This window comes from Pseudoroseicyclus tamaricis (assembly GCF_012070395.1).
GTDB classification, from domain to species: Bacteria; Pseudomonadota; Alphaproteobacteria; order Rhodobacterales; family Rhodobacteraceae; genus Pseudoroseicyclus_A; species Pseudoroseicyclus_A tamaricis.
Window position 1 is genome coordinate 589,800 of the sequence record NZ_JAAFYS010000003.1, and the last position, 19,335, is coordinate 609,134.

A 19,335-nucleotide genomic window follows, 5' to 3' on the forward strand; every position below is an offset into this window, starting at 1 on the left:
CAAAATCAAGCAGCCCTTCACCTTTTGTTAACTCACCGAAGGAAAAACCGCGCGAATCCGCCGGCACCGGGTGGACCTTCTGTCGCCGGGTTGGCAGCCGCCGCGGCCCTCCCCCCTGGACGAGCGGGATTGACAGACGCCCACCATTCGATGTTTCTAGCATCATGAAAATGAATCTCCCCCCCGAGGCCGATCTCGACCTCACCCTCATGGCCGCCCGCTTCGCCGCCCTCGGCTCCGAGCAGCGCCTCGCCGTCCTGCGCACGCTGGTGCGCGCCGGGCCGGAGGGGGCCTCCATCGGCGATCTCGGCGCCCGCGCCGGGGTGACCGGATCGACGCTGACGCATCACCTGAAGATCCTCGCGCAGGCGGGACTCGTCCGGCAGGTGCGGCAGGGGCGGCAGATCATCTGCATGGGGGCCGAGCTGGGCGTGATCGAGCGCCTCTCGGGCTTTCTCTTCGACCAATGCTGCGCCGACGCGCCAGAGGGACATCGCCATGACCGACACGACTGAGCCGCCCCGCCTGACCTCCGGCCCCTCGATCTCCCACGCGGGGCATGACCATGGCCCCGGCGGCGACGGCGGCCTCCTCGCCCGCCTCAGAGAGGTGGACCGTGTGTGGGCCACCTTCCTCGCCGGCGCCGCGCTCCTCGTCATCCTCGCCCCGGCCGAGGCCGGCCCGCTCCTGCGCGACACGGGGACGGCGCTTCTGCACACCACGCCCTTCATCGCCTTCGCCGTCCTCTCCATCGCCTGGCTGAAGGCGGCGGAGGCGGAGGAGCTGGTGACCCGCGCCTTCGCCGGCCGGGAGAGCCTTGCCATTGTGCTCGCCGCCTTCGCGGGCGGGCTCTCGCCCTTCTGCTCCTGCGAGGTGATCCCGCTCGTCGCCGCCCTTCTCGCCGCCGGCGCGCCGATCAGCGCCATCATGGCCTTCTGGCTCGCCTCGCCGCTGATGGACCCGGCCGCCTTCGCGATCACCGCTGGCGCCATTTCCCCCGAGATGGCCGTCGCCAAGCTCGTCGCCGCGCTCACCATCGCGCTGACGGCCGGCTTCGCCACCAAGGCGCTGATGGCCGGCGGCGCCTTCGCCAGCCCGCTCCGCCCGCGCCCGGTGCGCCGGGGCTGCGGCAGCGGCAGCTGCTGCGGCGGCAGCGCCAAGCCCGTGCCCGCCTTCCGCTTCTGGCAGAAGCCGGGCGGCACCACCGCCTTCCGCGAAGCGGCGGAGGAGAACGCGCTCTTCCTCGTGAAGTGGCTGACGCTGGCCTACTTCGTCGAGGTGCTGATGACCCGCTTCATCCCGGCGGAGACGATCGGCGCCTGGGTCGGTGGCGACGGCCTGCTGCCGATCCTCGCCGCGACGCTGCTGGGCGTGCCGGCCTACCTGAACGGCTACGCCGCCCCCGCCCTCGTCGGCGGCCTGATGGAGCAGGGGATGAGCCCCGGCGCCGGCCTCGCCTTCATGGTCGCCGGCGGCGTCACCTGCATCCCCGCCGTCATGGCGGTCTGGGCCCTCGTCCGCCCGCCGATCTTCGCCGCCTATCTCGGCTTCGGCGCCGCCGGCGCCCTCGCGGCCGGCTTCGCCGCCAACGCCCTCCTCTGAAGCAGGCCCCCGCCCACCCCGCTCAGGCGGCTGCCCTGGTGCGCGGGGTGGGTGGGCGGGAGCGCGGCAGGGCAGCGGCCGGATTGCCCCGGCCCCTCCGCCCCCCTACATCAGCGCCATGACCGCCCTGCCCTCCGCGCTGGATACCTTCTTCACCCGCCGGGGCTGGTCGCTCCACCCCCACCAGCAAGAGATGCTGGACCGGGCTGCCGAGCCCTCGCTCCTGCTCATCGCGCCCACTGGCGGCGGCAAGACGCTCGCCGGCTTCCTGCCCACCCTGGCTGAGCTGGCCGAGCGCCCCCGCGCCGGTCTCCACACGCTCTACATCTCGCCCCTCAAGGCGCTCGCCGCCGACATCCGCCGCAACCTGACGGTGCCGGTGGAGGAAGCGGGCCTGCCGATCCGCATCGAGGATCGCACCGGCGACACCTCCTACGCCAAGCGCCGCCGCCAACGCGCCGATCCGCCGCATATCCTGCTGACGACACCGGAGAGCCTCGCCCTCCTCCTCTCCTACGAGGACGCGCCGCGCATCTTCGCCGGACTGGAGCGGGTCGTCGTCGACGAGATCCACGCCCTCGCGGAATCAAAGCGCGGCGACCAGCTGCTCCTGTCGCTGACCCGGCTGGAGACGCTCTCGCCGGGCCTGCGCCGCGTCTTCCTCTCCGCCACGGTGGAGGACCCGCCGGCGCTGGCCGCGCTCGTCTCCGTCCCGCCCGCGCCGATCCTGCACGCCGATCCGGGGCCGGAGCCCGACATCGCCATGCTGGCGACGGAGGAGCGCCCGCCCTGGGCCGGCGGCGGCGGGGCCTACGCGATCCCCGCGGTGCTGGAGCAGGTGAAGCGGCACAAGACGACGCTCATCTTCCACAACACCCGCGCGCAGGCGGAGATCTTCTTTCACAACCTCTGGCTGGCGAACGAGGAGAACCTGCCCATCGCCATCCACCACGGCTCCCTCGCCCGCGCCCAGCGCGAGAAGGTCGAGGCGGCGATGGTGGCCGGCGAGCTGCGGGCCATCGTCTGCACCGGCACGCTGGATCTCGGCATCGACTGGGGCGATGTCGACCTCATCATCCAGGTCGGGGCGCCGAAGAACGTCAAGCGGCTGATCCAGCGCATCGGCCGCGCCAACCACCGCTACAACGCCCCCTCCAAGGCGCTGCTCGTGCCCGCCAACCGCTTCGAGATCATCGAATGCCTCGCCGCGCTGGACGCCGCCCGCGAGAACGATCTGGACGGGGACCCACGGGGCCCCGGCCCGAGGGACGTGCTCTGCCAGCACATCCTCATCCGCGCCTGCGCCGGCCCCTTCGACGAGCGGCAGCTCTACGACGAGGTGAAGACCTGCGGCGCCTACCGCGCCCTCACCCGCGCCCAGTTCGACGAGGCGCTCGATTTCTGCGCCACCGGCGGCTACGGCCTCGGCGCCTATGACCGCTGGCAGCGACTCATGCTGCGCGAGGGGAAGTGGACGCTCCGCGACCCGCGCTCGGCCCAGCGCATCCGCATGAACATCGGCACCATCCAGGACAGCGACATGCTGAAGGTGCGCATGCGCGGGCAGGGGGCGCATCTGGGGGAGATCGAGGAGGGCTTCGCCTCGTCCCTCACGCCCGGAGACACCTTCCTCTTCGGCGGCAAGATCGTCCGCTTCGAGGGGCTGAAGGAGATGAGCGTCGAGGTCAGCCGCGACAAGGGGCGCAAGCCGAAGATCGCCGTCTATGCCGGCACCAAGTTCGCCACCTCCACCCAGCTCTCCGAGCGGATCCTGCGCCTCTTCGCCGAGAGGGACTTCGCCCGCCTGCCCGAGCACACCCGCAGCTGGCTCGCCCATCAGGAGGAGGTCTCTCGCCTGCCCGGCCCGGGGGCGCTGCTGGTGGAGAGCTTTCCCCATGACGGGCGCCATTACGCCTGCTTCTACGGCTTCGCCGGCCGCAACGCCCAGCAGACGCTGGGGCTGCTCCTCACCCGCCGGATGGAGGATGCCCGCCTCGCCCCTATCGGCTTCGTCTCCACCGACTACGCCACGCTCATCTGGTCGCTGGAGCCGGTGGAGGATCCGGGGCCCCTCCTCGCCGAGGCGCCGCTGCGCGAGGAGTTCGAGACGTGGCTGCAGGGCAACGCGGTGATGAAGCGCACCTTCCGCGCCTCGGCGACCATCGCGGGGCTGATCGAGCGCAACCAGGCGGGCGGGCGGAAGACAGGGCGGCAGGCAACCTTCTCCTCCGACATCCTCTACGACACGCTGGTGAAATACGCCCCCGAGCACATCCTGATGGACATCACCCGCGAGGAGGCCATGCGCGGGCTGGTCGATTTCGGCCGAATCGAGGAGATGCTCTCCCGCACCCAGGGCAGCTGGGATTTCCGCCAGCTCCCCGGTCTGACGCCGCTCGCGGCGCCGCTGTTCCTCGAGCATGGCCGCGTGCCGGTGGACGGCGAGGCGGGCGAGCGGATGATGGTCGAGGCGGCGGAGGCCCTGTTGGCGGAGACGGAGTGAGGGGGCCGGACCAAGGTGGGTTACAAACCCACCCTACGTGACCTGTCGGGTGGGTTTTGCAACCCACCGCCCCCTCGCCTTCTGGCGAAACGCCCGCCGGCGCAGGGCGAGCGCCGGCCAGTGGGGTGGCGCTCCGACGGGTGAGCTGCGCACTTTATGCCAGACAAGCCCCGCCCCGCCCCGAGCTCCGCGCTGACGTCACCGGAGCGCCAGCCCGCGGGACGGGCCGGCGCTCGCCCTGCGCCTTTGGCGCGCACCGGGCGGGGAAAGAACGGAGCCGTCGTGCCACGGGGAGATCAAACCGGCTCCCGGCGCTACCACCATCGCAGGGTGCGCGCTCGCCACGCACCCTCCGCCGCCGGCCACCCCACCTGAGGGGGCTCCGGCCGGGCATCTCCCGTAGGGTGGGTTTCCAACCCACCACCCCCCTCCCCCGCTTGCACCGACCGCCCCGACCGGCCATAGAACACAGCATGAACGCCTGCCCCCTCACCCTCGCCGGAACCGACCTGCTCGCCCTGCCCTCCGGCGGCCTCTTCCTGCCCGGATCGGCGGCGCTCGTCGTCTCCGACCTGCATCTCGGACGCGCCGAGCGGGTGGCGCGGGAGGCGGGGCCGCTGCTGCCGCCCTTCGAGGCGGCGGAGACGCTGGGGAGGCTGGCGCAGGACATCGCGGCAACGGGCGCCCGGCAGATCGTCTGCCTCGGCGACAGCTTCGACGATGCCGCCGCCGCCGACGCGCTCGACCCCGCGGCGCGCGAGCAGCTGCTCACCCTGCAGGCCGGCCGGCGCTGGGTGTGGATCGAGGGGAACCACGATCCCGGCCCGCTCGACCTTGGCGGCGCGCACCTGTCGGAGATGCGGCTCGGGGCGCTGACCTTCCGGCACATCGCCATCCCCGGGGCGAATGGCGAGGTCTCCGGCCACTACCACCCCAAGCTCGGCCTGCCGGGCGCCGGGCGGCCGCGCCCCTGCTTTCTGATCGACGCATCGAGGCTGATCCTGCCGGCCTACGGCTGCTACACGGGCGGCCTCTCCGCCACCTCCCCGGTGCTGACGGCGCTCTTCTCCCAGCCCGCCCACGCGGTGCTGACGGGAAAGCGGGCGCTGAAGGTGCCGCTGCCCTCCGGCGGCGCGAAGCGGGGTGGCCCCCGCCCCGTGCCGCTGCACCAGGCCGTGGGGCGGCGGGCCTAGCGGCTCTGACGGCTGCGGCGGGAGGGGCTGCGCGCCTCCTCCATGGTGCTCTGGCGCGGCGCCTCCCAGCTGCCGGAGCGCTCCTCGGCGGCCGCGGCCACCTCTCGCGGCTCCAGGAAGCCCAGCTCCTCCAGCCCCTCGCGGTAGGTGCGGCTCACCGGCAGGCGGGCGCCGTTGCGCAGCACGACCACGTCCTTGCCGCCCTCGCGCCGAGCCTCCCGGATCGCCTCGCGCGCCACCCAGTGCGAGCGGTGCACCAGCAGCCCCTCGACGCAGTCCATCTCCGCCACCGCGTCGGAGAAGCGCATCAGCAGCCTCTCCTCCTCCCGCCCGTCGATCAGCACCTGCGTGTAGTGATCGTCGGCCGAGAGCCGCCAGACCCGCCCGCCTTCATGCCCCGGCAGGCGGGCGAGGAGCCTCGGCGCTTCGGAGGAGGCTTGCGGCACCGCGTCGCGAATCGCCCGCTGCAGGGCGAAGAGGCCGAGCCCGATGAGAAGGGACTTCAGCGCGATCTCCCCCCAGCCCGGCGGGATGCCGATCATCCACGGATCGAAGGCGCGGTAGACGAGCACGAAGATGGGCGTCGTCGCGGCGGCGAAGATCGCTGCCCGCAGTGCAATCATCGGCGCCGCACCGAGGCGGGGCAGGATCCGCGCGGTGCCGCGCGACGCGCCCCAGGCGACGGGGGCGGAGGAGAGGATGGCGAGCTTGTAGAACAAAAGCCGCGGCACCAGTTCGAACTGCGAGTAGGTGCCGAAGGGGCCGGAGACGCCCAATACCGCCGACACGGCGAGGAGGATCGGCAGCCACATGCTCCATGAGAAGTCCGCGGTGCGGCCGTCCCAGTAGAGGGGCCGGAGCAGCTTTTGAAAATAGATGTTCATTGGCCTCCCTCCTGAGGCGGGGGGCCATCGGCCCGTCAATCTCGCCGCCGCCCGCGTCCGGTGCCCCCCGCATGCCAAGCTAGGGCATATTCCGGGGGGGCAAGCCGCGCCGGCGCCCTCAGAGCTCCGGCTCGGGGATGCCGTTGGCGCGGCAGCAGGCGGTGAGCGTGTTGGAGAGCAGGCACGCGATGGTCATCGGCCCCACCCCGCCGGGAACGGGGGTGATGGCGCCGGCGACCTCCTTGGCCGACGCGAAATCGACATCGCCGACCAGCCGGTGGCCCTCGCCGTCCTCCTTGGGCACGCGGTTGATGCCGACGTCGATCACCGTAGCGCCCGGCTTGATCCACTCCCCCGGCACCATCTGCGGGCGGCCGACCGCCGCCACCACGATATCCGCCCGGCGCACCGTGCCGGCCAGATCCGCCGTGCGGGAATGGGCGATGGTGACGGTGCAGCTTTCCGCCAGCAGCAGCTGCGCCATCGGCTTGCCGACGATGTTGGAGCGGCCGATGACCACGGCCTCCTTGCCGGAAAGGTCGCCGAGCTCGGCCTTCAGCATCATGATGCAGCCCAGAGGAGTGCAAGGAACGAGGCTCTTCTGCCCAGTCGCCAGCAGCCCGACGTTGGAAATGTGAAAGCCGTCGACGTCCTTCGCCACGTCGATGGAGTTGATCACGAGATCGGAATCGAGGTGCTTCGGCAGCGGCAGCTGCACGAGGATGCCGTGGACGGCCGGGTCCTCGTTCAGCTCGCGCACCTTGGCGAGCAGCGTCTCCTCGGAGGTGTCCGCCGGCAGCTTGTGCTCGAAGGAGGCCATGCCAGCCTCCACCGTCTGCTTGCCCTTGGAGCGGACGTAGACCTGGCTCGCCGGGTCCTCCCCCACCAGCACGACGGCGAGGCCCGGGGTGATCCCGTGCTCCTCCTTCAGCCGCGCCACGTGGGTGGCGATGCGGCCGCGCAGGTCAGCGGAGAAGGCCTTGCCGTCGATGAGGCTGGCTTGGGTCATGCGGGAAGCTCCTCGTGTTGCAGCCCTTCGAGATAGCGGCTGATCCAGATGGCGCCGTATTCGGCATTGGCGTGCACGTCGTCATGGCTCTTGTGCGGGATCGGCTTCTGCCCCTCGCGCGTCGAGAGCCGGCGGGTGCCGGAGCCGTAGTCGGGGATCGTCGCGCGCCCCGTCAGCACCGTCTCCGGCGGCTGCGGGACGAAGCGGGCGCCCGGCACCGCCTCGGCCCAGAGGCGCGCGAAGGCGGCGTTCTCCTCCGCCACGCTCCCCTCGGCCGGCACCCGCCCGCCGACGGGGCGGCGATAGGGGCTGAGCGCGACGTCGATGGGGGCGGAGGTGCACTCCCGCAGGCGCCGGGCGAGCACCATCTCGGGGCTCTCCAGCACGCGGGCAGAGCGCGAGGCCTGCATGACCGCTTCGGAGTAGCTGGCATCATCCTGGAAGATCTCGGCCTGCTTTTGCAGGGCGTAGAGCAGGAAGCGGTCGTATTGCTGCACGTTGATCGTCTCGCGGCCGCCGGAGGAGAGCTGGAAGAAATTCCGCAGCTTCTCCGTCTCCGGCACCAGCTCGCTCCCGGTGAGCCGGGTTTCCAGCACCTGCTGGCGCGGGGCGGCGAAGATGTGGATCTCGGTGCCGGGGTAGCGGCCCTTCACCTCTTCCCACCCGTCGCCGAGGGCCGCGCAGTGGCTGGAGCCGATGATGCAAAGCCTCATGAGCGCCCCCCGAAGCTGCCGAGCAGCTCCTCTTCGCAGATGACATCGGCGCGCGCCTCGTCCTCGGCGTCGGAGCCGGCGGCCTCCGGCGCGCCGAAGATGGCGGCCTGCGTGTCGAAGAAGTGGCCCATGACGCGGTTGACCCCGCCGGGCGCGATGCCGCGCAGGTTGTCCTGGAAGAAGCGGCGCCCGTAGATCGGGTTGAAGATGATCTCGAAGGACGGGAAGTAATCCGTATCCTCGCGCGAGGCCGCGAGGTCGCCCGCCACCGCCCGCAGGATGGCCTTGGACTGCATCGTCGCCGCCAGCACGTGCCGGCCGGAGGCGGAGGCGACGAGCGGCACGGGCGAGACGGTGAGCAGGAAGCGCAGCCCCGGGTTGGCGGCCTTGAAGAGGGACATTGCCTCCTCCATGCCGGCCTTCGCCTCGAGGAAGCCGAGGTTGTCGAAGCGGTGCGCGCTTTCGTCGAACGTGCCGGCGGCGGTGCCGGGGCACATGGGGTACTCAAAGCCCGCGGCGTTCAGCCAACGCTCCGTCAGCCCCAGCGTGAAGACCAGCACATCGGCCTCCTCGATGCTGCGGCGGAAGGCGCGAATCGCGACGCCCTGCAGGCGGCGCATCTCCTCCTCGCTGGCGAATCCCTCCGGCTCGATCCGGGGGCGGAAGGGATCGTAGACGCGGCCGTCCTGCGCCCATGCCTCCTGCGGCACCTCTTCGCCGGCAAAGGCCCAGCGGCCCCATTGGGCGAGGAGTGTGGGCGTGTAGATGTTGGCTGTCCGTGCCGAGAAGACGCCGTAGCCGAAGCGCTCCGCCGCCTCCTTCTCCAGCCCCGCCGGGGCCGGCTCGCCATCCACCCAGGTGAACTTGCGCGCCCGCAGCGAGCGGCCGAAATGCTGCGCGAAGCAGGAGCCGTAGGTCGCCACGGCATGCTCCGGCCCGATCCGCCATTTCGGCTGATAGAGGCCGGTGAGATCGGCGAAGTTGTCGCCCATCGCCGTCTTCCAGTAGGCTGAGGGCGGCAGGTCGGAATATGGCGTGTCAGGCATCTGGATGCACCGCTGGTTTGGGGCCCGGAGGCGAGCGGGGGGGACTTTGCGCCATCCCCCGCCCGCGGTCAAACCACCCTCAGAAAAGGCCGTCGATCTGGCCGGCGCCATTGAGCCGGATGCTCTCGTCCGGGGGACGACCTTGTGCGCCAGATCCTCGATCCCGGCGGAGCCCTTGGCCCGGTGCTTGCACAGCACCGCCTCGGCGCCCTGCCCCACGTTGGAGATGTGGCGGCCGAGATTGGCGCCGATCTCCGCGATCGGTTTCTTGCAGGCGTTTCGCGCGATCTCGATGTCGGACTTGGCTCATCTCTCTCCCTCCTCTCCCCTGCCGAGGCAGCCCGCGCCGGCGTCCGAGCCACGGATAGCGGGGAGAGATACCCGGAAGACAGGCGATTCCGACACTTTCGGCTTCGGAATCGGCGGCAGCGCCAGGCTGGTTTACGTCGGTGGAGGCGCCGTCAGTCGAGGGGGATGGAGACGCGGAACTGCAGCGTCTCCAGCCCCGGGTTCACCGGCGACAGGTCGGCGTTGGAGCGGTGATCGAAGGAGATCGCGTAGCGGATGCCCCCCGGGCTCTCCACCCCCAGCTCGATGCCGGAGCGGAACTCGAGGCTCTGGCCGAGCCGCGGCCCGGCGCCCTCGTGGTGCAGGCCGGGCATGAGGGAGAACTGAACGTAGCCCCAGTCGCCCGGCGCATGGGCCGTCCACGCCCCGCCGGCGCCGACCCAGGCGGAGCCGTCCTCCGCCAGCGCCACGCCGAGCACCGGCTGCACCGGCCCGTAGCGGAGGGGGAAGCTGTAGCGGGCGTAGGCCTCGCGGGCGACGAAATCCTCCTGGAACTGCACGCCGCCGTAGCTGAGCGCGATGCGCGGCTCCTCCTCGGCCCGGGCGAGGCAGGCATCGGGGCAGTAGTTGAGGGCCATGTCGCCGAAGCTGGAGATGACGAACAGCCCCGCAAGTAGTGCATCCATCTCGATATTCCGCCCGTCTGACTCGCTCCGCTCTTCTGCTGACACGCAGCGCGGCGGATGTCACGGGGGGCGGCTGAGGAGACGTGGCGCCGTCCGCGCAAAGCAAGACCCCCGCGAGAGGCTCGCGGGGGTCTGGTTGTCTGGCAGTGCCGCCCTGATCAGGCGGTCGGCTCGGGCTCCAGCCCGCCATCGCCCTTGTTGCGGCGCGGCTTCGTCTTGGGGACGACCGCGAGCGAGGGCTTCTGCGATTCCTGCGGGGCGTCGCCGTCCTCGTCGTCGCCACCGGGGGTTTCGCCGCGGATCACCTTCATCATGTCGGCGCCGGTGAGCGTCTCGTATTCCAGCAGGCCCTGGGCGAGGTTCTCCATCTCCGACCAGTTCTCCTTCAGGATGGTCTTGGCCCTCTCATAGGCCTCGTCCACCAGACGGCGCACCTCCTGGTCGATGATCGTGCGGCTCTCGCCGGAGGCGTTGAACTGCGACTGGTTGCCGAGAAAGCTCTCCTGCGTGGAGGTGTAGTTGATGTTGCCCAGCTTGTCCGACATGCCCCACTGGCTGACCATCGCCGTGGCGATGTTGGTCACGTGCTGGATGTCGGAATAGGCGCCGTTGGTGACGTTGTCGGGGCCGAAGACCAGCTCCTCCGCCGCCTTGCCGCCCATGGCGGAGGCGAGCTTGGACAGCGCGCTCTCCTTGGTCAGCGACAGCTTGTCCCGCTCCGGCAGGTAGAAGGTCACACCGAGCGCGCGGCCGCGCGGGATGATGGTGACCTTGTGCACCGGGTCGTGCTGCGGGACGTGCAGGCCGACGATGGCGTGGCCGGCCTCGTGGTAGGCGGTCAGCTTCTTCTCGTCCTCGGTCATCACCATGGAGCGCCGCTCGGGGCCCATCATGACCTTGTCCTTGGCCATCTCGAAATCGTCGAGCGTCACGTGGCGCCGGCCGACACGGGCGGCCATCAGCGCCGCCTCATTGACGAGGTTGGCGAGATCGGCACCCGAGAAGCCGGGCGTGCCGCGGGCGATGACGCGCAGATCCACGTCGGGGCCGAGCGGCACCTTGCGGGCGTGCACGGCGAGGATCTTCTCGCGGCCTTTGATGTCGGGGTTCGGCACCTGGACCTGGCGGTCAAAGCGGCCGGGGCGCAGAAGCGCAGGGTCGAGCACGTCGGGGCGGTTGGTGGCCGCGACGATGATGATGCCCTCATTGGCCTCGAAGCCGTCCATCTCCACCAGAAGCTGGTTCAGCGTCTGCTCGCGCTCGTCGTTGCCGCCGCCGTAGCCCTGGCCACGGGAGCGGCCGACAGCGTCGATCTCGTCGATGAAGACGATGCAGGGCGCGTTCTTCTTGGCCTGCTCGAACATGTCGCGCACGCGGGACGCACCGACACCCACGAACATCTCGACGAAGTCGGAGCCGGAGATGGTGAAGAAGGGCACGCCCGCCTCACCCGCGATGGCGCGGGCAAGAAGCGTCTTACCGGTGCCGGGGGGGCCGACGAGCAGCGCGCCCTTGGGGATCTTGCCGCCGAGGCGCGAGAACTTCTGCGGGTTGCGCAGGAATTCCACGATCTCCTCTAGCTCTTCCTTGGCCTCGTCGATGCCGGCGACGTCATCGAAGGTGACGCGGCCGTGCTTCTCCGTCAGCAGCTTGGCGCGGGACTTGCCGAAGCCCATGGCGCCCCCGCGGCCACCGCCCTGCATCCGGTTCATGAAGTAGATCCAGACGCCGATGAGCAGCAGGAACGGCAGGAGGCCGACGAGGAAGGCGGTCAGCCCGCTCTCCTCCTGCGGCTCGGCCGTGACCGGCACGCCCTGTTCGATCAGCTGGTCGGTGATCTGGGCATCTTCCGGCTTGATCGTCCGGTAGGTCTGCCCGTCCTCGCGGCGGTATTGCACCTGCTCGCCGTTCAGCGTGACGGAGGAGACCTCGCCATTATCAACCGCTTCGACGAAGTCGGAGTAGCTGGTGGAGGTCTGCAGGCCCGCACTGCTGTTCGAGAAGATGTTGAAGAGCGCCAGGATCAGGAGGAACAGGACGACCCAGAAGGCGATGTTGCGCGCGTTGCCCAAAGCACGGCTCCTTTGAAGCGATGAGACCCGGGAGCGGCTCCTCCGCAGCCTCGGTTGCTGGCTTAAAATAGTGTTCGGGGCGCGTTCTTCAATCCGATAGTGCCCACTCGGCAAATTGGGTGGAAAGACGCGCATCGGCATCGCGGCCCGGGAAGGCGAGTGGAGCGGCCAGCAACTCCTCCCCCCGCCAGAGGGCCGGAGAGGCCAGAAGCGTCTGACGGGGAAGGCCGCTTTGCCGCCAGTCGCCGCAGGCGAGCAGCCCCGCCTGCCCCAGCGCCCGCACCTCGGCGCCCGCCGTCTCCGGCGCAGTCACGATCCAGCGATCATCCCATGGCTCCCCCGGTCGGGCGCGCGTGGCGGCCACTGCCTTCCATTCCCGCGTCAGCCGCGCCCCCTGCGGGGCGGCGAAGACCAGCGTGCCCGAGAGGGTGACCGTCTCGCCGCGGCCGGCGGCAGAGATGGCGGCGGCGAGGGGGGCGCGGCGGGGCGGATAGGGGCTGGAGCCGATCCAGCGGAAGGCGGCGGCCCAGAGCCGGCGCTGCGTCTCCTCCGCCTCCTCGGCGAGCGTGGGGGCGAGGATCAGGTCCCCCGCCTCCTGCGTCACGTGCGCGCCGATGGCATCGGCCAGTTGCAGGCCCAGAGCCGCGCGGGCGGAGGAGAGCTGCGCCGCCACCTCCGACAGCGTGCCGGCACCGATGCCGAGCGGCGCCAGCGCGGCGAGGGCCCGGCGGGCGCGCACCCGCTCGAAACGCGTATCGTCGTTGGAGGGGTCCTCCACCCAGCCATGCCCCGCCTCCACCAAGGCCGCCCGCAGCTCCGCCCGGCTGGCGGTGAGGAGCGGGCGGTGGAAGACGGTGCCGTGGCGCGTGACGTTAGCGGCCATGCCGGCGAGCCCGTCCACCCCCGCCTCGCGGGAGAGGCGCATGAGGAACGTCTCCGCCTGATCGTCCAGCGTATGGGCCAGCGCGACGCCGCCGAGGCCCCGGCGCGCCGCCCAGTCCGCCAGCAGTCGGTAGCGCGCGGCGCGAGCGGCGGCCTGCAGGTTGCCGCCCGCCGGGCCCTCCCAGCGCAGCACCTCTGCGGTCAGGCCCAGCGCGGCGGCGCGGGCGGCGACGGCCGCCGCCTCCTCGCCCGACTCGGGGCGCAGGCCGTGATCGACGCAAGCCACCTCCAGCGCCACGCCGGCGGCAGGCGCCCAGAGCGCCGCCGCCTCCAGCATCGCGCGGCTGTCGCCGCCGCCGGAGACGGCGAGGCCGAGCCGCGTTGGCGGCTCGGCTCCGAAATGCCGTGTGAAATGATCGGCGAGCCCGGCCAGCAGTGCCGGCCTTTCGCCTGTCAGGGGCACCCGAACTCGCTGCGCAGCGCCGCCGTGTCGGCGAGCAGCGGCGAGGCGGGGAAGCGCGTCGGCAGCTCGGCCAGCGTCACGCAGGCATCCGCCGCCTGCCCGAGCCGCCCCAGCGACCGGCCCAGCCGGAAGAGCGCGTCATCGGCGAACTCGCCGTTCGGCGCACCGGAGAACGCCTCGAGATAGGCCCGCGCCGCCGCCTGCATGTCCCCCGTCTGCTCCAGCGAATCGCCGCGCTTGTAGAGCGCCGCGTTGGAGAGGGGGCCGCCGGGATAGGTGGTCAGGTACTGCTGGTAGAGATCCGCCGCCTCGCTGTAGCGGCCCTCGGCGAAGGCCGCCTCGGCCGCGTCGAAGGCCTCCTGCTCGCCCACGGCGAGCTGCGGGCCCTCCGCCGGCGGCGGGGCGGGCACCGGGACTTCAGAGGCGCTGTCGATGCCGCCGAGGCTAGGCGTGTCGCCCAGCGCGCCGATGTCGCAGCCCGGCTCGATCTCGCAGAGGCGGAACTCTAGGTCCCCCAACCGGTTCGTGCCATCCACCGTGATGCGGTTGATGCGGAACTCCAGCTCCTCCGCCTTGGCGGTGATGCGCTGCAGCTCCGCCTCGATGGCGTTCAGCCGGTCGAGCGGGGTGGAGCCGGAGACGCCCTGCGGGAAGCCGGTGCTGTTCAGCTCCCCGCGCAGCTTGTCCACCTCGACATAGAGGGCAGAGAGCTGCTGGCGGATGTCCGCCAGCGTCTCGGCATTGGCCTCCTGCGCCGGCGCCGTGCCGGGCAGCGCGAGCGCCGCCAGAAGGGCGAGGGTCGCCGCCCGCATCAGCTGATCGCGCCCGCCGCGATGACGGTCACCACCCGGCGGTTCTGCGAGTAGCAGCTCTCGTCGGAGCAGACGGCCACAGGGCGTTCCTTGCCGTAGGAGACGGTGCGCAGGCGCGTCGCCGGGATGCCGCGGGAGATGAGGTACTCGCGCGCCGCGTTGGCCCGGCGGGCGCCGAGGGCGACGTTATACTCGCGCGTGCCGACCTCGTCGGCGTGGCCCTCGATTACCGCGAGGTAATCGGGGTGCGACTGCAGCCACTGCGCCTGCCCGTCCAGCGTCACCTTGGCGGCGTCGGAGAGGATGGACTGGTCGACGGCGAAGAACACCCGATCCCCCACCACCTGGTTGAAGTACTCGGGGCTGTTGGGGTCACCCGGCCCGCCCGGGACGGTTGTCACCGCGCCGCCGGCGCCGGCGCCCATGCCGCCGGCCCCCATGCCATCGGCCCCGGCCCCGCCGAAGCGATCAGGCCGCGTACAGGCCGACAGCGCAACAGCGGCCATCAGCACAATCGGAAGAAGTCTCATCTGGCTCACCTGTCTGCTCGTTTTGTTCAGTCTACCAAGCGCCCGCCTCTCAGGCCAGCCTTCGCGCTGCCGCACCCTCACGGCTGCAGCGGCCCCCAGGACGCGTCGGAGGCGAAGGCGCCCGTCTGCACCTGCCGCAGGTTCCGCCCCGAGATGTCCACCGAGTAGAGCGTCGGGCCGCCGGCGGCGCCCTGCGTTTCCCGCGTGAACATCAGCACCCGGCCGTTCGGCGCCCATGTCGGGCTCTCGTCGAGGAAGCTGGCCGTCAGCAGCCGCTCCTCGGAGCCATCGGTGCGCATGACGCCGATGTGGAAGCGCCCGGCATTCTGCTTGGTGAAGGCGATGAGGTCGCCCCGCGGGCTCCACACCGGGGAGCCGTAGCGCCCCTCGCCGAAGGATATGCGCCGCGGCTCGCCGCCGGTGGCGGACATGATGTAGATCTGCTGCGTGCCGGAACGGTCGCTCTCGAACACGATCTGGCTGCCATCGGGGCTAAGGCTGGGAGAGGTCTCGATCGAGGGCGCATTGGTCAGCCGCGTGTGCTGGCCGGAGCCGAGATCCGTCCGCCAGAGGTCGGTATTGCCGCCCGAGGAGATGGAATAGATGATCTGGCTGCCGTCGCGCGAGAAGCGCGGCGTGAAGGCCATCTCCCCATCCGCCGTCGTCAGCGCCTGGGAGCCCACCGAGGCCACCTGCAGCATGTTGATGCGCGGGAAGCCGGAGGCGTAGCTGGTGTAGAGCAGCCGGTCGCCCGTGGGCGAGAAGCGCGGCGAGAGGACGAGGCTGGAGCTGTCCGTCAGGTACTGCACGTTGGCGCCATCGTAATCCATCACCGCCAGCCGGCGGGCGCGATTGTCCTTCGGGCCGCTCTCGGAGATGAAGGCGACGCGGCTGTCGAAATAGCCTCCCTCACCGGTGATGCGGCTGTAGACGGCATCGGCCACCTTGTGGCCCATCCGCCGCCAGCCATCGGTCGTGCCGTTGAACTGCAGGCCGGCGCCGAGCTCCGCCCCCGTGAAGACGTCATACAGGCGGAACTTCACGTTCAGTGCGGAGCCGTTGACGGAGACGGCGCCGGTGATCAGCGCCTGCGCGTTGATCGCCCGCCAGTCGGCATAGGCGACGGCACCGTCGAAATCGGAGGTCTGGGTGATGTAGGCATCGCGAGAGACGAGACGGAAGAGGCCGGTGCCGGTGAGATCCTCCGCCGCGAGGCGGGCGATGTCGGCAGCCAGCTGGCCGGCGCCGCCCTCGTCCTCGAAGATGGGGACGGCGATCGGAATCGGCTCGATGACCCCTTCGGTGATCTCGATCCTCAGCGGGCCCTGCTGGGCCATGGCGGGCGCGGCCAGCAGCGTGGCCATGGACAGCCCCATCAGGGCGGCCAGAAGTCTCTTCAGCATGCTCTTGTCGTTCCCTCGTCCACCGGGCTTTCGTCCATCGGGCTCTCGTCCACCAGGCTCTCGTTTTCCGGGGCGCCCTGCCCGTGCCGCTTGTTGCGCAGCCCTTCTGTAACGCCATTTGGCGCGGGAGCGTTTCACATCAACCGGCGCGGGCCGGAATGCGGCGGCCGCCGCGGCGCCGGCGCCACATGACGCAGCGCACGGGAGAGTCGCAAGATGCGTCGTGCGGGCGGCGGTCCTCCGCCGATGAAAGGGGCGTGAGCCCGCCCTCAGCCCTCCGGGCCCAGCGCCAGCGTCCGCGCCCGCAGCCAGGTCATGAAGCCGCGCGGGTCCTGCCCCCGCTCCTCGCATTCCTCCGGCCCGATGGGCTGGCCGATGATCGGCGACTGCGGCTTGTCGAAGCTATGCACGATCTCGTGGATCAGCAGCCCCTGCCGCAGCGTGGGCGAGACCATGTTGGCCAGCTGATACCAGCGCGAGTTGTTGCCGGGGAAGTAGCAGGGCACCACCGTGGCGCCGGAGCGGCGGATCATCTTGGCGGTGAAGGGGTTCCACTCCGCCTCGATGGGCGGGCCGAAGGGGGTGCGCGATGTCGCGACGACGCCCGACGGGAACAGCGCGATCAGGCCGCCGTTGGCGAGATGGCCCATCGCCTCGGCGCGCATGGCGACCATCTTCTTCTGGCTGTCGGGCTCGTGCGGGAAGGGCACGGGAATCATGTACTTGGTCGCGCTCTCGTCCAGCCCGGTGAGGATCGAGCGGGAGAGGATGCGGTAATCGTCGCGCACCCGGGCAAAGAGATCGGCCAGCACCATGCCGTCGACCATGCCGTGCGGGTGGTTGGCGACGAAGACGACGGGGCCGGTCTTCGGGATGCGGTCGATCTGGTATTGCGGCGTCTGGATCTCGATGCCCATCGCCTTCATCGTGCCGGGCCAGAAATCCGGGCCGGGCTGCACGCCCATCCGCTCGAAGCGGCGCACCCGGCGCAGCACTTCCAGCTTGCCGGTCATCCACTCGATGGACTTGATGGCGGTGCGCTTGAACGGGTTGTCGAAGGTCTCGGAATAGGTGAGCGACGAGCGGTCGTAAACGCGGGGCACCGGCTGCTGCCGCGGTGCGACAGGCCCCATGGCGCGCATCTTGCGGTTGCTCAGATCGGTCACGACGGCCCCCTCCTTGACGAGGTCAGTCCCCCTCGCCGAACTTGTCCGCCACCAGTGCCGCGATGGCGTCGGCCAAGGGCTCTGCCTCATTGCCCCTCGTTTCGACCTCAATAGTCGTTCCCTTGGAGGCTGCCAACATCAAAAGCCCCATGATGGAGTCGCCCGAGGCGGTCATACCGTCGCGGGAGATTTCTGCACTGGCATCAAAGCGTTCGACGAGATCGGCGAGCTTGGCGGAGGCCCGCGCATGCAGGCCCTTCACGTTCACGATCCTGAGGTTGCGTGTCGTGCCGCCGCTCACGTCGCCGGCACTTTCAGGAGGTGCCCCAGCGCGCCGCCGCCGTCGGCGGCTCCTGCACGGCGACGTGGCAATCCATGTACTTGCGCGCCGCGGCCAGCGCCCTGTCGGTCGCCTCCGAGACGGTCAGATGGCGCGAGCGGGCCAGCTTGATGAGCATCGGCAGATTGGCGCCGTAAAGGATGCGCCGGCCGGAGAGGCCGCAGGCGCGCAAGGAGAGGTTGGAGGGGGAGCCGCCGAACATGTCGGTCACCAGAACGACGCCGCCACCGGTATCCACCGCGTTGGCCGCCTCGCAAATCTCCGTTTCCTTCGCGGCCCGATCATCCTCGGGCCCGATGGAAATCGCCTTAACCCCGTCCTGATGGCCCACCACATGCTCCACGGCACCGAGATATTCCCGGGCCAGGCCGCCATGGGCTACAATGACGATACCGATCACGGTTTCACCTGCCTTCACCCCGCCCCGGGAGGTCGGCCTCCGCCCTGCGCTCAAGCTCCCTGTGTCGTTTAGACACCTGCCATCCGCCCACCGCAAGGGCGTTTGCCAAACGCTCGGCGAGGGCCACGGATCTGTGTTGCCCGCCGGTACAGCCGAAGCCGATGGCGAGATGGGTCTTCCCCTCTTCCCGCACGGCGGGGAGGATCAGGCCGAAAAGATCGCACAGCTGGGTGAAGAAAGGCTCAAACAGCCGGTCTTCAACCACGTACTTCGCCACGGCGGCGTCGCGCCCGTCGCTCTCGCGCAGGGTCGGCTCCCAGTGCGGGTTGCGCAGGAAGCGGCAGTCGAAGACGAAATCAAGCCCCCGGGGCAGGCCACGCTTGTAGGAGAAGCTCTGCAGCTCCACCGTCAGCAGCTTTCCCTCGGGCGGGGCGAAGAAGCCTTCGATCTCGGCGCGCAGGTCGTGCGGGGAGAGGCCCCCCGTCTCGATCAGCACGTCGGCGCGGGCGCGGATGGGCACCAGCATCTCCCGTTCGCGGCGGATGCCGTGCAGGGGGCTGTTGTCTGCGAGGGGATGGCGACGGCGCGTCTCGGAATAGCGGCGCACCAGCGTGTCTTCGTCGGCATCGACGTAGAGCAGCTCCTCGGCGATGTCGGCGCGGGCGGCGAGGCGGTCGATCACCTCGATCAGCGCCTCGATGGTGAAGTCGCGATTGCGCACGTCCAGCCCCAGCGCGATGGGGCGCGTGAGGGCGGGCCCGTCGATGAGACGGGGCAGAAGGGAGAGCGGCAGGTTGTCGATCGCCTCGAACCCGAGGTCTTCGAGCGCATGCACCGCCGTGGACCTGCCGGCGCCAGAGGGGCCGGTGACCAGGACGAGGCGCTGCCTGCCGTCCTCCGTCAGAGGCGCGGCGTCTTTCATTTGATCAGGATCTCCGTCCCGAACGCATATAAGCGAATGTTGCAGCTGCAAAATGGCCCGTGACAGGCTTGTGAAGCAAGGGAAGATCGGCCCCCAGCAGAGTCAATTTTCTGCGGGGCGGCAATCTCTCCTCCTCCACCCGGCCGAGGTCCATCGCGGCGAAGATCCGGGCGCGGGGGCGGGCCGGGGCATTGAGGAGGCCGATGTAGCGGGCCTCGATCATGCCCGCGATGGCGGCCGGCGCGGCGGCGAAGAGCGCCCCCTCCTCCGCCGTCACGATGGTGCGGTCGTCGGCCACCAGCTCGGCGCCGAAGGCCATCAACTCCAGCGCCAGCGCCGATTTTCCGCTGCCGGAAGGGCCGAGGATGAGGAGCCCCCGCCCCTCCACCGCGACGGTGGAGGCATGCAGGACCTCCTCCAC

At 70.4% G+C, this 19,335-nt stretch carries 19 protein-coding genes and 1 pseudogene; 4 read left to right on the forward strand and 16 right to left on the reverse strand.

Annotation, left to right across the window (positions count from 1 at the left end; all coding sequences use genetic code 11):
• Positions 1-164: 164 nt before the first annotated feature.
• The 4 genes from GY170_RS14685 (at position 165) to pdeM (ending at position 5,298) form a co-directional block, all read left to right on the forward strand.
• Complete coding sequence (locus GY170_RS14685; RefSeq protein ID WP_163894927.1) at positions 165-515, forward strand: ArsR/SmtB family transcription factor; 351 nt, start codon at positions 165-167, stop codon at positions 513-515.
• Entirely contained in the window at positions 499-1,602 is a 1,104-nt protein-coding gene (locus tag GY170_RS14690; RefSeq protein WP_163894929.1) for a permease, read from the forward strand. The genes GY170_RS14685 and GY170_RS14690 overlap by 17 nt, the downstream gene beginning before the upstream one ends.
• A 118-nt stretch (positions 1,603-1,720) precedes the next feature.
• Positions 1,721-4,105: a ligase-associated DNA damage response DEXH box helicase gene (locus tag GY170_RS14695; protein WP_163894931.1), complete on the forward strand. Its 2,385-nt coding sequence runs from the start codon at positions 1,721-1,723 to the stop codon at positions 4,103-4,105.
• A 473-nt stretch (positions 4,106-4,578) separates the two neighbouring features.
• A complete protein-coding gene (gene pdeM, locus GY170_RS14700; protein WP_163894933.1) occupies positions 4,579-5,298 on the forward strand; it encodes a ligase-associated DNA damage response endonuclease PdeM in 720 nt (239 codons plus the stop codon).
• On the opposite strand, the gene GY170_RS14705 is transcribed toward pdeM, so the two are convergent.
• The 16 genes and pseudogenes from GY170_RS14705 to GY170_RS14775 form a co-directional block, all read right to left on the reverse strand.
• Complete coding sequence (locus GY170_RS14705) at positions 5,295-6,182, reverse strand: LytTR family DNA-binding domain-containing protein (RefSeq protein WP_163894935.1); 888 nt, start codon at positions 6,180-6,182, stop codon at positions 5,295-5,297. The two genes, pdeM and GY170_RS14705, sit on opposite strands and share 4 nt — an antisense overlap.
• A gap of 118 nt (positions 6,183-6,300) precedes the next feature.
• Positions 6,301-7,191, reverse strand: coding sequence for a bifunctional methylenetetrahydrofolate dehydrogenase/methenyltetrahydrofolate cyclohydrolase FolD (gene folD, locus GY170_RS14710; RefSeq protein ID WP_163894937.1), 891 nt, complete (start codon positions 7,189-7,191; stop codon positions 6,301-6,303).
• A complete protein-coding gene (locus tag GY170_RS14715) occupies positions 7,188-7,904 on the reverse strand; it encodes a hypothetical protein (RefSeq protein WP_163894939.1) in 717 nt (238 codons plus the stop codon). Before GY170_RS14715 ends, folD begins: the two co-directional genes overlap by 4 nt.
• A complete protein-coding gene (locus GY170_RS14720) occupies positions 7,901-8,950 on the reverse strand; it encodes a GSCFA domain-containing protein (RefSeq protein ID WP_163894941.1) in 1,050 nt (349 codons plus the stop codon). Before GY170_RS14720 ends, GY170_RS14715 begins: the two co-directional genes overlap by 4 nt.
• Before the next feature lie 102 nt (positions 8,951-9,052).
• A pseudogene (locus tag GY170_RS18725) lies at positions 9,053-9,253 on the reverse strand (hypothetical protein); the annotation flags it as partial.
• Positions 9,254-9,411: 158 nt separating this feature from the next.
• Entirely contained in the window at positions 9,412-9,924 is a 513-nt protein-coding gene (locus GY170_RS14725; RefSeq protein ID WP_163894943.1) for an acyloxyacyl hydrolase, read from the reverse strand.
• A gap of 158 nt (positions 9,925-10,082) precedes the next feature.
• Complete coding sequence (gene ftsH / locus GY170_RS14730; RefSeq protein ID WP_163894945.1) at positions 10,083-11,996, reverse strand: ATP-dependent zinc metalloprotease FtsH; 1,914 nt, start codon at positions 11,994-11,996, stop codon at positions 10,083-10,085.
• An 88-nt stretch (positions 11,997-12,084) separates the two neighbouring features.
• Positions 12,085-13,341 carry a tRNA lysidine(34) synthetase TilS gene (gene tilS / locus GY170_RS14735; protein ID WP_163894947.1) on the reverse strand — a complete coding sequence of 419 codons (1,257 nt, stop codon included), beginning with the start codon at positions 13,339-13,341 and terminating at the stop codon, positions 12,085-12,087.
• Positions 13,332-14,156, reverse strand: coding sequence for a tetratricopeptide repeat protein (locus GY170_RS14740; protein WP_394351496.1), 825 nt, complete (start codon positions 14,154-14,156; stop codon positions 13,332-13,334). The genes tilS and GY170_RS14740 overlap by 10 nt, the downstream gene beginning before the upstream one ends.
• Positions 14,153-14,683 carry a peptidoglycan-associated lipoprotein Pal gene (gene pal / locus GY170_RS14745; protein WP_163894951.1) on the reverse strand — a complete coding sequence of 177 codons (531 nt, stop codon included), beginning with the start codon at positions 14,681-14,683 and terminating at the stop codon, positions 14,153-14,155. The genes GY170_RS14740 and pal overlap by 4 nt, the downstream gene beginning before the upstream one ends.
• A 77-nt stretch (positions 14,684-14,760) precedes the next feature.
• The gene (gene tolB / locus GY170_RS14750; protein ID WP_163894953.1) at positions 14,761-16,086 is read right to left on the reverse strand and encodes a Tol-Pal system beta propeller repeat protein TolB; all 1,326 of its coding nucleotides are present in this window, start codon (positions 16,084-16,086) and stop codon (positions 14,761-14,763) included.
• Positions 16,087-16,355: 269 nt separating this feature from the next.
• On the reverse strand, positions 16,356-17,228 hold the full coding sequence (locus GY170_RS14755; protein WP_163895393.1) for a lysophospholipid acyltransferase family protein: 873 nt from the start codon (positions 17,226-17,228) through the stop codon (positions 16,356-16,358).
• A 46-nt stretch (positions 17,229-17,274) separates the two neighbouring features.
• The gene (locus GY170_RS14760) at positions 17,275-17,553 is read right to left on the reverse strand and encodes an HPr family phosphocarrier protein (RefSeq protein WP_163894955.1); all 279 of its coding nucleotides are present in this window, start codon (positions 17,551-17,553) and stop codon (positions 17,275-17,277) included.
• Between the two features lie 13 nt (positions 17,554-17,566).
• Positions 17,567-17,992 (reverse strand): PTS sugar transporter subunit IIA, encoded by a 426-nt coding sequence (locus tag GY170_RS14765; RefSeq protein WP_163894957.1) that lies wholly within the window; start codon positions 17,990-17,992, stop codon positions 17,567-17,569.
• Between the two features lie 4 nt (positions 17,993-17,996).
• Positions 17,997-18,914, reverse strand: coding sequence for an RNase adapter RapZ (gene rapZ / locus GY170_RS14770; RefSeq protein WP_163894958.1), 918 nt, complete (start codon positions 18,912-18,914; stop codon positions 17,997-17,999).
• A 4-nt stretch (positions 18,915-18,918) separates the two neighbouring features.
• Complete coding sequence (locus tag GY170_RS14775) at positions 18,919-19,335, reverse strand: HPr kinase/phosphorylase (protein ID WP_235937853.1); 417 nt, start codon at positions 19,333-19,335, stop codon at positions 18,919-18,921.